At 40.3% G+C, this 13,228-nt stretch carries 9 protein-coding genes; 7 read left to right on the forward strand and 2 right to left on the reverse strand.

The genetic code is table 11. From position 1 onward, the window contains the following. The 3 genes from H4J46_RS07500 (at position 1) to H4J46_RS07510 (ending at position 5,629) form a co-directional block, all read left to right on the forward strand. Complete coding sequence (locus H4J46_RS07500) at positions 1-768, forward strand: TIGR04219 family outer membrane beta-barrel protein (protein ID WP_182232907.1); 768 nt, start codon at positions 1-3, stop codon at positions 766-768. A 324-nt stretch (positions 769-1,092) separates the two neighbouring features. Continuing rightward, complete coding sequence (locus H4J46_RS07505) at positions 1,093-5,016, forward strand: rhombosortase-dependent M36 family metallopeptidase (RefSeq protein WP_182232908.1); 3,924 nt, start codon at positions 1,093-1,095, stop codon at positions 5,014-5,016. 91 nt (positions 5,017-5,107) lie between these two features. Continuing rightward, positions 5,108-5,629: a hypothetical protein gene (locus tag H4J46_RS07510; protein WP_182232909.1), complete on the forward strand. Its 522-nt coding sequence runs from the start codon at positions 5,108-5,110 to the stop codon at positions 5,627-5,629. Between the two features lie 38 nt (positions 5,630-5,667). On the opposite strand, the gene hslO is transcribed toward H4J46_RS07510, so the two are convergent. Both hslO and hslR read right to left on the reverse strand, forming a co-directional pair. Beyond that, positions 5,668-6,525, reverse strand: a complete 858-nt coding sequence (gene hslO, locus H4J46_RS07515; RefSeq protein WP_182232910.1) for an Hsp33 family molecular chaperone HslO — start codon at positions 6,523-6,525, stop codon at positions 5,668-5,670. Positions 6,526-6,534: 9 nt separating this feature from the next. Next, positions 6,535-6,948: a ribosome-associated heat shock protein Hsp15 gene (gene hslR / locus H4J46_RS07520; protein WP_182232911.1), complete on the reverse strand. Its 414-nt coding sequence runs from the start codon at positions 6,946-6,948 to the stop codon at positions 6,535-6,537. A gap of 349 nt (positions 6,949-7,297) precedes the next feature. Here hslR and gspC point away from each other — a divergent pair, with 349 nt between their 5' ends. The 4 genes from gspC to gspF are packed head-to-tail and all read left to right on the forward strand — an operon-like array spanning position 7,298 to position 13,228. Then, complete coding sequence (gspC, locus tag H4J46_RS07525; RefSeq protein ID WP_182232912.1) at positions 7,298-8,254, forward strand: type II secretion system protein GspC; 957 nt, start codon at positions 7,298-7,300, stop codon at positions 8,252-8,254. Positions 8,255-8,271: 17 nt separating this feature from the next. Further along, positions 8,272-10,359, forward strand: a complete 2,088-nt coding sequence (gene gspD / locus H4J46_RS07530; protein ID WP_182232913.1) for a type II secretion system secretin GspD — start codon at positions 8,272-8,274, stop codon at positions 10,357-10,359. 2 nt (positions 10,360-10,361) lie between these two features. Then, on the forward strand, positions 10,362-11,957 hold the full coding sequence (gene gspE, locus H4J46_RS07535) for a type II secretion system ATPase GspE (protein ID WP_182232914.1): 1,596 nt from the start codon (positions 10,362-10,364) through the stop codon (positions 11,955-11,957). Positions 11,958-12,004: 47 nt separating this feature from the next. Continuing rightward, a complete protein-coding gene (gene gspF / locus H4J46_RS07540) occupies positions 12,005-13,228 on the forward strand; it encodes a type II secretion system inner membrane protein GspF (protein WP_182232915.1) in 1,224 nt (407 codons plus the stop codon).

Consider the following 13,228-nt stretch of genomic DNA (forward strand, 5'->3'; position numbering starts at 1 on the left):
ATGAAAAAAATAGTACTAGCAGCAGCACTTGCATCGATTTTATCCACTAATGTTCAAGCGGATGCTTTAGGTATTTATTTGGGCGGTCAACTATGGGACAACCAAGCTTCTGGCACTTTTGGCGATGGTAGTTCACAAATTGATTTTAACTTAGCTGATGAAAAACAAAACAGTTTTTTTATTGCCTTTGAGCATCCTTTGCCGTTAATTCCAAATATACGTATTGCCTCTACTTCCTTAGAGACTATAGGAAACACAAGCTTAACGGCTGACTTTGAATTTGAAGGTGAAACTTTTAGCACAGATACTAATGTGAATGCTAATTTTAATGTCAGTTATCTTGATTACACACTTTATTATGAGTTATTTGATAATGATCTATTATCATTTGATTTTGGTTTGACCGCCCGTGATTTTGACGGTGACGTAACAGTATCAGCACAAGCCAATTCAGGCGCTGAATCGGTTACACAATCAGCTAGCATTGAAGTGACTGACGTAGTACCTATGTTATATGCGAGAACTAACGTCGGCTTACCTTTAACGGGTTTAAATCTATATGCCCAAGGTAACTTTTTATCATTTGATGATCATACACTTTACGACTACGAAGTCGGCGTGAGCTATGAGCTTGTTGATAACTTAGTGGTTGATGTAAATATTAATGCCGGTTACCGAGCCGTTAAATTAGAGCTTGACGATTTAAATGACCTGTACAGCAATATTGAATTTGACGGTGTGTTTATTGGTACCACTATTCACTTTTAATACTTAACGTTAGACGTTAATAAAAAGCAGGGCTGAGCAATCAGTCCTGCTTTTTTATTGTCTAAACAATCTGTATCTCATATTTTATTTTGGCATAAAAGGAGTGAAAAAACTTCTACCTAAACGCCGTGTACAAGAGTTAACAGTTAACAGCATAAAAGAACAGCCTAGATTATTGCAAGTGCATTAAAAAAATGAGATAAGATGATGTTGATAAAAATGTAGTAAGATCATTAGTAAGATCATATTGATATTTCAGTGTTAAAAGTAAACTAAAATAAAAAGGAAATACAATGAGTTTTAATAAAAATAAAAGGGAATGTAATGAATTTTAATAAATCTGTAATCGCCAGCTTTGTTGGTGCAGCTTTAGCTACGACCGCATTAGGTGTAGCGGCTAATGACAACATAGCATATAAATCTTTTTCAGTTGATAACGTTGCTGAAACTAATGCGCGCAGTAAAGTGCAAACTGCAAGTGGTATGATTAATCAATATGATTCTGTTTTGGGAAAAACCACTTTTCAATGGGCAGGTAAAAATGCTGAAACAGCAGATTTAGGACCAGTAGCAGCGGCACACCGAGTTACCCATGCTGCGGACTTTTACCTAAATAAACTAACAGGTTTGTCATCAATTAAGTCAAATGTTGCACAAGTTAAATTAGCTAACATCCATGATTTGGGACGCGGAGCGATTGTTGCAAAATATAAGCAGGAAGTCGCTGGTGTTGAAGTATTCAATCGTGAATACAATATCATGATGGACCGCGAGTTTAATTTAGTTGCCTCATCAGGCTATTTAGCTGATAAACGAGCAGCTAAGTCTCTTTCTTCGGCCATTAAAAATATCTCTGCAGAATTCGGAGATTCTTCGCGCTCTATCAATGCCGCATTTACGGCAATGGGTGGCAATGCTAGCACCGTTGCACTAAAAATTAAGAGTACTGATGGAAAATATGATAAGTTCTCTGTCGTTAATTCAGCAACTGATAAAGTCCTCGTTGGTGAACCTCGCGCTAAAAAAGTCTTTTTTGAACATAAGAATAAACTAGTTGCTGCACATTATGTTGAAATTGAAACTAGCGCTATCGATAGCGTTGATTCCGAATATGTTAGCTACGTTGTTTCAGCTAAAACCGGTGAAGTATTATTTAAAAATAACCTAACGAGTCATGCAGCTGATTTCAATTACCGTGTCTATGCTGATGCAAGTGGCAAACCTTTAGATAGTCCTCACGGTGAAGTAATGCCAGCTCCAGCTGATGCTGATCCGAGTGCGTTTTTAACTGCGGGATACATAGAAGCTCCGTTAATAACATTGAGCCATGGTCCTATCAGCACAGAGGATGCTTGGTTAGCCGATGATGCAACATCTACTTCCGGTAACAATGTTACTGCGTATGTAGATGGTATAGCGCCGCAGGGTTTAACTAACGGCGATTATATGGCGGAGGTTAGTAGTGCTAATACTTTTGATTACAAGTATAACGTTGATGAAGCAGAGTATTCTTTAAATAACCGTAAAGCAGCCATTGTTAATTTATTCTATGTGAATAACTATTTACATGATGACTATTATGAACATGGCTTTGACGAAGCAGCCGGCAATGCCCAAGCTTTAAACTATGAACGCGGCGGTGTTGAAGGTGATTCACTAAATGTAGAAGTACAAGACAACTCAGGTTTCAATAATGCCAACATGTCTACACCCGCGGATGGTGCTTCTCCTCGTATGCAAATGTATCTATGGGAAACAACTCAAGCCACCAATGGTGTTGACTATGGTGTGACAGTGACTTCGCATGATGATATTGGCCTTGTTTTAAATACTCAAATTTCATCGTTTGGCCCAGAAATTTATGAATTGTCTGGCGATGTGGTACGTATTGATGATGCAACTGATGTGGTAACTGATGGCTGTGAAGCTGCAGCAAATGGTGCTGCTTTAGCCGGTAAAATCGCCATCATTGATCGTGGTGCTTGTGCATTTACGCAAAAAGTTAAAAATGCGCAAGATGCCGGTGCTATCGCTGTACTTATTGCGAACAATAATAACAATGGAACCCCTGCCCCAATGGGAGGTGCTGATGATACAGTAACTATTCCTAATATTGGTCTTACTTTTGCGGTTGGCGAGAGTATTTATAGTAAGCTTGCAGCCAATGAAACTGTTTCAATCGACATGTTTAAAAACGACCTTTCAAGAGCCTTTAAGGACAGTTCGTGGGATAACGCTATTGTCGCGCATGAGTGGGGTCACTATATCAGTAACCGCTTAGTGGGTAATGGTTCAGGTTTAAGTAGTCAACAAGCCCGTTCTATGGGTGAAGGTTTTGGTGATTTCCATGCATTAATGCTTACGTCTAAAGTTGAGGATAACTTAGTCTTAGGTAATGAAGCATATGATGGTGGTTATGCTGCTATAACTTATGTCTCAAGTTTCGTAAACGGAATACGTCCATACCCTTACTCGACAAATAAAACTATTAACCCATCAATGTTTGCGGACATCGGTCTATACCCTGACCTAGTTCATTCTCCTGGTTCTATATGGGCTAACATGTTATGGGAATCTTTTGTTAGCATGGCGAATGACGAGCGTCATACTTTTGATGTAGCTAAGAGCCTAATGAAAGATTACTTGGTCGCTGGTTACAAAATGATGCCAATGGCGCCAACCTTTACTGAAGGTCGCGATGCTATATTAGCGGCAGCGTATGCCAACGATAAGGAAGATTACAAACTTTTATTAGCGGCATTTGCTAAACGTGGTATGGGTCTAGGCGCAGTATCACCAAGTCGATTCGCCACTGATCATGCCGGTGCGGTTGAATCTACTAAAACAAACTTAGCTACATTCTCAGTGGCAGACCACGTATTAAATACTAACTATGAAGGTTTAATGACTGGTTATTGTTCAAATGACAATATTTTAGATAAAGGCGAAACTGGTACGGCTAGTTTTACCCTGAAAAATGGTGGTAATTCAGCGTTAGTAGGCCTTAGGGGGACTGTTGAAGTCGTCAGTGACCATGAGGTAACTTTTGCAAACGAAGGTGTTGTATCATTTGATGATATTGCCATACTTGGATCAGCAACGAGTACACCACTTGAATTCACCTTGAATGAAGCGGGCACTGGTGATGAGCTAGTTCTTAAATTTGTTCCAACACTAGCAGACGGAATGGAAGCTGATGAGTATACATTCTCAACGACAACGAACGTTGACTTTGTTGAGCGTGAGCTTGTTGGTACGTCTCAAGTTGAAGACTTTAATACCTTATCGCGCTTGAATGACTTTACAGAGGTGGTGATGGCAGGTAGCGATCAAGCTGTCAGTACATGGTATCTTAAACAATGGGATGCAAACGATGGACTCATTGCGGCAACAGGTCATAGCTTTACGTCTGATGTAGCTTATGAAACACGTACTATGTTAGTTGGCTTTGATGGTGACTACAGCATTACATTCTGGCATTTGTACAATCTTGAAGCCGAGTATGATGGTGCTGTTGTTGAGGTGAGTGTCAATGGTGATGATTGGGCTGATATTAGCGAAATGGGAGGTACTTTTTTTGGTGATGGTTACACTGATATAGGGCTTGATAATACTGGAACGGCCATCGCAGGTCGTAATATGTTTTCCGGAATAAATTATGGTTGGGAAACTATTAACTTCGGTGAGAGCTTAAATGGCAACGAAGTACAGTTCCGTTTCCGTATCGTTACAGATAGTGGCTCTGCACCGGATCCATTTTCAGGCTTCTCATCAGGTTGGTATATTGATGACATGACGTTTACCAATATGAAAACTAGCATTTTCTCAGATGTAGTTGCTGGTGATAGCCTTGCTTGTGATAACCGAGCGCCAAACGTGAGTGCTGCCTCTGCAACAGAGGTAACGGTTACTGAAGGTGGAAGTGTTAGCTTGAGTATAGCAGCATCAGATCCTAATGCAGATGTACTAACGTATAATTGGGAGCAAACTGCTGGAACAGCGGCAACATTGACAGGTGGCGACACTGTTGCGGTTTCATTTACCGCACCGAATTTAGCATTAGGTAGCGAAACGCTAACATTCGTTGCCAGTGTTAATGACGGTACTGAGACAGTTACTCAGAGCTTTTCAGTAACAGTGAATGATGTACCAGCACCAGTTGCACCACCTAAGAAAAAATCAAGTGGTTCTACAGGCTTATTGGCATTTTTATTATTACCTTTAGCGTTACTACGTCGTCGTAGATAATGTAAAGTAATCCAAATAGCTGATTGATGATTCAATCAGCTATTTTTATAGGTATTGGTTTTTAAATATTGATAAAATAAAAGGTGAGGTTATGAAAAGTAAATTAATGAGCGCTGTGGTTATTTCGACATTTATAGTTGGCTGTAATAATGCGAATGATCATGAACATTCGGTCGAGCAGCATGAAGTAAAAGCGTTAAATAGTGTCGAAAATAATAACGACAATGAAAGGGTCAATTTAAAAAATGAAATGGGTGATCACACGCTGCTAAATAAGGCGGCACAGAAAATCAATCAATCAATTAGCCTAAATGGTAATAAGTTTACATTAGTGGATGGTAAATTTGAACAAGGTGCACAGGTATATAATATATTAATGCATGAGTATGGAACTATTAAAGGTAGCCTAGTGCTAGTGCTATCAGATGAAGGTGTTTTTAACAAAAGTCATTTTAAAGCAGTGAAAAAAATCGCCAAAAAAACCTTTCGTGTTTGGCCTACTAAAAAAGATGATTTGTATCTTGTCTATCAAGATTTAACGCGTGATGCTAACTTCTCTGTTGTGGAGCTAGAGGTTGACTATTCCCCAATATCTAAGCAGCAGACTCACTAGCAATACACAGCGAGTCTGCACTATATGTTTGTACTTTTTTAGTGAGTTGTACCGTCAATAAATGGCGCTAATTGAGTGCGCTTAAATTCATAAGTGGTCAGACAATAATCACAAGTCATCGACACACTACCTTGCTCTGCAATAATACTTTCAAGTTCGCTCGGTTCAATTTGAGAAATGGTATTTAAACACTTTTCTTCTGAGCAACTACATTGATAGCTAACGGCTTGCGGTTCAAAGAGTCTAACCTCTTCTTGGTGATATAACCGGTAAAGTAAGTCTTCGCTAGCTAATGAAAATATCTCTTCAGATTTAATCGTATTGGTGAGTTGGCACAAGTGCTCAAAATCGGCTTGTTGTTGCTCTTTATCATCACCATCAGGTAGTAATTGAATTAAGGTGCCTGCTATTTGCGAGCTTTGCTCATCACTAAATAGCCAAATTTTAGTGGGGATTTGTTCTGAAACATCAAAGTAGTGTTCTAAGCATTCGGCCAGGGTATCTTGCTCAAGCGCTACAACACCTTGATAAGGTTCGCCATTGCTTGGCCGAATAGTGATGATCATATTGCCTTTACCGATAAGGTCTTTCAGCGCTGTTGCATCGGTTTCGCTCACCATACGTGCAATACCACGCATTTCCTGGCGATTATTACCATTTACGGCTAAATAACCTATTGGGCCATCACCTTGAAGTTGTACAGCGATTTCACCTTCAAATTTTAATGTTGCTGTTAATAGGCAAGTTGCTGCCACTAATTCACCTAACAATTGCTTTACGCCCAGCGGGTAGTCGTGTGCAGCAACAATGTCTTGGAAGGTTTGGCTTAAGTTAACCAATTCGCCTCGAGCATGTAAGTTGTCAAATAAATAGCGATTTAAGATATCTTTTTGCATGGTCACTGTTTATATCCTTTCTTTTAATTGCCGAATTTGTCGACGTTGTTTTTTATCAGGTTTAGTGTCACTGGCTGGGCTGAGCAAAATACCCTGCTGGCGAGCTAAGTTGTTTTTCTCACGGGTTTTAACGCTTTCAGGCGTTTCTTGATAAAGTGTTTGAGCAAAACTTGCATCTCGGCGTCTATCTGCCAAGGCGATAACAATGACATGTTTTTCTTCAAAACCTTGTCTAATGGTGATGCGATCACCTAAAACCACGGCTTTGCCTGATTTACTGCGCTGGCCATTATAAAATACTTTACCGCCATCGATCATCTGTTTTGCTATCGCTCGGGTTTTATAAAAGCGCGCCGCCCACAACCACTTGTCTAAGCGAGTTGACTGGGTATTGTTTGTCTCAATAACGTTAGGTTTGGTCATTGTTTTGTTTATATTCCGTGCAGGCATTATAAATTGGCGAAAGTTAACATAACGGTAATGTTTACGCTAGTTAGAATGCATTTGGTTACATTTTGTAAGCTTATACTAAGGTCATTAAATTATTGTCCGCTCTTACTGGTTAAAGTACACTAGGGCCGCGGCGGTTATCTTTAATGTGAAACAATAAGCACTTGTCCTGATTTACTTTTGCTGTGCGCAACTAGATCACAAACTTCATGAAAAACAGCATAATTATAGGTAAAAAATAATATCACGTCTTGTTGCCAGACGTTTGGTCAAGTATCATCAAAGTGACTTGAAATTTCCAGATAATAAAAAATTATAAAAAATGACATTATCGAATAACCTATCAAACGCGTTTGAGCAGCTTGCTAAGCTACCGCAACAAAAAATTATCCAAGTAATTATCTTGGTGTTGCTTAGTCATATTGCCTTTCTCTTTGCGCAAATAACCTGGCTAGGTTTAGCGGAGAGTGATCATAATGCGAACTTAACACTCAATAACTTATCATCTGCTTCACTAGCGCCAAAAGAACAAGTGCAGGTGAAAGCCATTCAAGCACTCAATCTTTTTGGTGCTTTTTCTCAGCAAAACGTAAATCGTGTTGAAGAGCTTGTTGAAGACGCCCCAGAAACACGGCTGCAACTCACTCTAACCGGTGTGGTGGCCAGTACTAACAAAGCGACTGCCGCGGCAGTAATAGAAAGCAGAGGAAAGCAAGAAACCTATAGTATCGGTGAAAACATTAAAGGTACTCGGGCCGTGTTAGCAGATGTTTTTAACGATCGTGTTCTGTTAAAAGTATCGGGTGGCTTAGAAACCTTAATGTTTGAAGGTTTAATATTTGATAAAAAAATTAAGATTATTAAACCACGTTACAACCAGCAAGCCGTGACGCAGCCAACAAAAAATACCAGTCAAAATTTTTCACCCACCAATATTGTTGATCAACGAGATAATAGAAGGCTAGCCCAAGTGACCAAATCGCTACGAACAGAATTGGCTAGCGACCCCGGTAACATTACTGATTATTTAAAAATCTCCCCTAAACGAGAAAATGGTAAAATTACCGGCTATCAATTAATGCCAGCAAAAGATCCAACTTTTTTTCAAAGTGCGGGTCTTAAATCAGGTGATGTTGCGGTACAAATGAATGGTTTCGATTTAACCGCGCCACAAGAGGCAGCTCAAGCGCTACAATCTTTAAAAGAACAACGCGAAGTTTCGCTGTTACTTGACCGTAATGGTGACATAACAGAAATACTCTTCAGTATAGACAATTAGAATAAAAGGAATAATAAATGCGCAAATTATTAAGCGCACCTTGGTATAAGCGAAGCCTTACCGGGGTTGTTACTGCAGTTTTACTCAATAGTGTTTTGCTTTCTGCCAATATCAGTGCTGCAGAATATTCGCCTAATTTCAAAGGGACAGAAATTGGAGAATTTATTAATATTGTTGGTAAAAACTTAAGAAAAACTATGATTGTCGATCCGAACGTACGTGGCAAAGTTAATGTCCGTAGTTATGACTTATTAACTGAAGAGCAATATTATCAATTTTTCCTAAATGTTCTAGAAGTCTATGGTTTTTCTGCCGTATCAATGGACAATAATATTGTCAAAATCATTCGAAATAAAGATGCAAAAACCTCATCTATCCCAGTAGTCGGTAATGAAAACCCCGGTGCAGGTGACGAAATGGTTACTCGTGTGATTGAAGTTAAAAACGTTACAGTTCGAGAGCTTACGCCATTGCTGCGCCAATTATCAGATCAAGCCGGCGGCGGCAACGTGGTTAACTATGATCCGGCCAACGTTATTATGTTAACGGGCACAGCGGCGGTAGTTAATCGCTTGGTGAAAATTATTGAACGGGTTGATAAAGCGGGCGATCAAGACGTACAAATCATTAGCCTTAAATATGCATCAGCTGGTGAAATGGTCCGTATTATTGAGGCAATGAACAAATCTGGCCAAGGTAAAAGCTCTAGTACACCAACTTTTTTAATCCCTAAAATTGTGGCTGATGAACGCACCAATAGCGTTATTGTTAGCGGCGAAGTCAAAGCGCGTGAGCGTGTGGCAAGATTAGTGTCGCGTTTGGACAGTGAATTAGAGTCAAACGGCAACACACGGGTTTATCATCTAAAGTACGCAAAGTCTGAAGACATGGTGAAAGTACTTCAAGGGGTTAGTGAATCTATTGAAGCAGACTCCTCTACAACCAGTTCATCATCGCGAAAAAGTAACACACGTAATGTCAGTATTGACGCTCATGAAGATACAAATACTTTAGTTATTACCGCCCAACCAGATATGTTGCGCTCATTAGAAGCGGTTATTCGCCAGTTAGATATTCGTCGTGCTCAAGTACTTATTGAAGCCATCATTGTCGAAGTATTTGAAGGTGACGGCGTCAATTTAGGCGTGCAATGGTATAGCGAACAAGGTGGTGTTACCCAATTTTCAAACGGTGTTGCACCGATTAGTTCTGTGGCGGCGGCTGCAGAAGCAGCTCGCGCAACCCCTGGAACAAAAGGTTCAACAGTCACTTCAGAGAGTGGAGCGGTTACTATTAACCCTGATCAAGCCGATACTAAAGGTGATTATAGTTTACTGGCCCAAGTATTAGGCTCTGTTAGTGGCACTATGTTCGGAATTGTGAAAGATGACTGGGGCGCGATAGTCCAAGCGGTAAGTTCAGATACTAATTCAAACTTATTGTCTACGCCAAGTATTACTACACTAGATAATGAAGAAGCCTATTTTATTGTCGGTCAAGAAGTGCCTATTATTACTGGCGCACAAACGGGCAGCAACAATAGTAATCCCTTTCAAACGGTCGAGCGCCAAGAAATAGGTATTAAGTTAAAAGTAACACCACAAATTAATGAAGGTAGCGGTGTGCAGTTAACCATTGAACAAGAAGTGTCTTCGGTCAGTGGTGCTACGGGTGTTGATATCTCAATCAATAAACGTGAAATTAAAACCACCGTGATGGCTGATGATGGCGCAACTGTTATCTTAGGTGGCTTGATCGATGAAGATGTGCAAGAAAGTGTGCAAAAAGTACCTTTATTAGGCGACATTCCATTTATCGGTCACTTGTTTAAATCTACCAGTAATACCACGCGCAAGCGTAATTTGATGGTGTTTTTACGGCCAACTATTGTCCGTGATGGCAAATTGATGAATGACCTGAGTAGAGAAAAGTACAACTATATTCGCGCGCTAGAAATTCAAAAGAAAGCCGCGGGTCTTGAATTAATGTCGGATGAGAAGTTACCTATTTTGCCAAAATGGAATGATCAATTGGCATTACCGCCGTCGTTTGACGAATACATGAAAAAGCGTGATGAAGAAAATTTATCTGCTGAAAACGAATAGTTATGAGTGACATTGCCCCACAAACACAAGTTCTTGTTAACGCAAATGAACAAAGTGCTGCCAGTCAAAAGACCTTAGCAGCTGATAAGTCATCAACGATTGCCGTTAGTGACATTTTGAAAGATGAAAATGTTCGCTTTCGCCTACCCTTTGGTTTTGCTAAGCGCCATAGCGTGTTAGTGACAAATGACCAAGGTGTATTACGTTTAGTTTGCACTGATTTGCTAAGTGCTAATATTTTGTTGGAAGTACGTCGTGTACTCAAAGCCCCTTTTACTATTGACGTAAAAAGTGCCCAAGAGTTTGAACAATTGTTAACCATTGCTTATCAGCGCGACTCATCAGAAGCGCAACAAATGATGGAAGACATTGGCAACGAGGTTGACTTATATTCCCTTGCCGACGAGATAACCGAAACCGAAGACTTATTAGAAAACGAAGACGATGCACCGATTATTAAATTGATCAATGCCATGCTCAGTGAAGCCATTAAAGAAAATGCTTCTGATATTCATATTGAAACCTTTGAACAAGCGTTGCAAATTCGCTTCCGTGTTGATGGCGTATTACGTGAAGTGTTAAAACCTCATCGTAAATTAGCTTCATTACTTGTTTCACGTATCAAGGTTATGGCCAAGCTTGATATCGCGGAAAAACGCATTCCTCAAGATGGTCGTATTTCGTTAAGAATAGCAGGTCGGGCCGTTGATGTGCGCGTTTCCACCATGCCTACAGGCCATGGTGAACGTGTAGTTTTGCGCTTACTTGATAAAAACTCAACACGTTTAGACTTACAAGATTTAGGCATGAGCGATGGTAATCGAGCACGTTTTTCTGAATTAATTGAAAAACCCCACGGCATTATACTGGTGACGGGGCCAACAGGATCAGGTAAAAGTACCACTTTGTATGCTGGCTTAAGCCAAATTGATAGTAAAGAACGTAATATTCTCACGGTTGAAGATCCCATCGAATACGCTATTGAAGGTATTGGACAAACACAAGTTAATACCAAAGTTGATATGACTTTTGCCCGAGGTTTACGCGCGATACTTCGCCAAGATCCCGATGTGGTTATGGTGGGTGAAATTCGAGATTTAGAAACGGCTCAAATTGGCGTGCAAGCGAGTTTGACCGGACATTTAGTCTTATCTACCTTACATACCAATACAGCGGCAGGCGCGATAACGCGTATGGAAGACATGGGTGTTGAACCTTTCTTGCTTTCATCAAGTTTGCTAGGTGTTTTAGCGCAGCGATTAGTCAGAACCTTATGTCCGCATTGCCGTGAATGTAGCACCCCATCAGCAGAAGAGCGCAAGTTATTGCAACTAAGTGATGACGATACCGCGCCAATATACCGATCTGTTGGTTGTGAAGATTGTAACTTTAAAGGTTATCGGGGCCGAACCGGTATTCATGAACTGATTATCGTTGATGAGAAAGTCCGTGCATTAATTCATAACGGTAAAGGTGAGCAAGCGATTGAAAAATTTATTCGTAAATCGACACCCAGTATACGCCGTGACGGTTTTGATAAAGTAATGCTTGGCGAAACCACGATTGAAGAAGTATTGCGTGTTACGCGCGAAGACTAACAGTTGACTCACTAAGTATCAAACTAGGTATAGAAAAATTGTAAATTATGGCAGCATTTGATTATCAGGCAGTAGACAGCCGAGGCAAAAATAAAAAAGGGGTTATCGAAGGCGACACCCCTAGACATGTGCGTAATTTATTGCGCGAACAGGGCTTAATGCCGATTGAGGTTACGCCTTGTCTGCAAAAAAGTAAGCAAGAAAGTCAAAAGTCTATTTTTGGTGGTGGTAAAAAAATATCAGCCTCTGAGCTGGCATTAATCACACGGCAACTATCAACCTTAGTTGAATCAGGTTTGCCGATAGAAGAATCCTTGATGGCTGTTGGTGAACAGTGTGAAAAAAACGCTATAAAAAGCATGATGATGGCGGTGCGTACAAAAGTCACCGAAGGCTATGGCTTAGCTGAAAGTATGGCGGAGTTTCCGCAAGTCTTTAATCATTTATTTCGGGCTATGGTTGCTGCGGGTGAAAAATCAGGCCACCTCGAGAAAGTATTAGACCGTTTAGCTGATTACACCGAAAAGCGACAACAACTGCGCTCGCAGCTTATTCAAGCCTTGGTATACCCTGTTATTATGACCGTAGTGGCCACTGGTGTGATTGCCATATTACTGACCGCTGTAGTGCCAAAAATTGTTGGCCAATTTGAGCACATGGGTGCTAATTTACCCGCCACAACCCAGTTTCTCATTGCCAGTAGTGACTTTTTACGTGACTATGGTTTAGTAATTGTGCTGATTGTTGTCGCACTGATGTTACTTTGGTCGCAAATGTTGAAAAAGGCCAGTTTTAGGTTTGCTTATCATAAGCGCTTTCTTGCCATACCTGGCATAGGTAAAGTAGCAAAAAGTGTCAATACCGCAAGATTTGCTCGTACCTTGAGCATTTTAACTGCGAGTGCCGTTCCTTTATTAGAGAGTATGAAGATATCGGGTGAAGTACTCGATAATTTATATATTAAGCAAAGTGTTAAAGAGTCAGCGGATAAGGTCAGAGAAGGAACAAGTTTACGGGTGTCATTAGAGCAAACTAAGTTGTTTCCCCCGATGATGCTACATATGATCGCCAGTGGCGAAAAAAGTGGTCAGCTTGAGCATATGTTAGGTCGAGCTGCAGATAACCAAGACCGTGAGTTTGAGGCTATTATTAATATATCATTAAAAGCATTTGAGCCCGCTTTAATGGTGGTAATGGCCGGTATTGTATTATTTATCGTAATGGCTATTTTACAGCCAATTCTTCAGTTAAATACGTTAATAGGAAATTAG

Source organism: Colwellia sp. MB02u-6, assembly GCF_014077095.1.
In the GTDB taxonomy this organism is placed as follows: Bacteria; Pseudomonadota; Gammaproteobacteria; order Enterobacterales; family Alteromonadaceae; genus Cognaticolwellia.

Bases quoted from the DNA above. Each gene is read 5' to 3' on its own strand.
- H4J46_RS07500 (WP_182232907.1), top strand. From the start codon at position 1: ATGAAAAAAATAGTACTAGCAGCAGCACTTGCATCGATTTTATCCACT.
- H4J46_RS07505 (WP_182232908.1), top strand. From the start codon at position 1,093: ATGAATTTTAATAAATCTGTAATCGCCAGCTTTGTTGGTGCAGCTTTA.
- H4J46_RS07510 (WP_182232909.1), top strand. From the start codon at position 5,108: ATGAAAAGTAAATTAATGAGCGCTGTGGTTATTTCGACATTTATAGTT.
- hslO (WP_182232910.1), bottom strand. From the start codon at position 6,525: ATGCAAAAAGATATCTTAAATCGCTATTTATTTGACAACTTACATGCT.
- hslR (WP_182232911.1), bottom strand. From the start codon at position 6,948: ATGACCAAACCTAACGTTATTGAGACAAACAATACCCAGTCAACTCGC.
- gspC (WP_182232912.1), top strand. From the start codon at position 7,298: ATGACATTATCGAATAACCTATCAAACGCGTTTGAGCAGCTTGCTAAG.
- gspD (WP_182232913.1), top strand. From the start codon at position 8,272: ATGCGCAAATTATTAAGCGCACCTTGGTATAAGCGAAGCCTTACCGGG.
- gspE (WP_182232914.1), top strand. From the start codon at position 10,362: ATGAGTGACATTGCCCCACAAACACAAGTTCTTGTTAACGCAAATGAA.
- gspF (WP_182232915.1), top strand. From the start codon at position 12,005: ATGGCAGCATTTGATTATCAGGCAGTAGACAGCCGAGGCAAAAATAAA.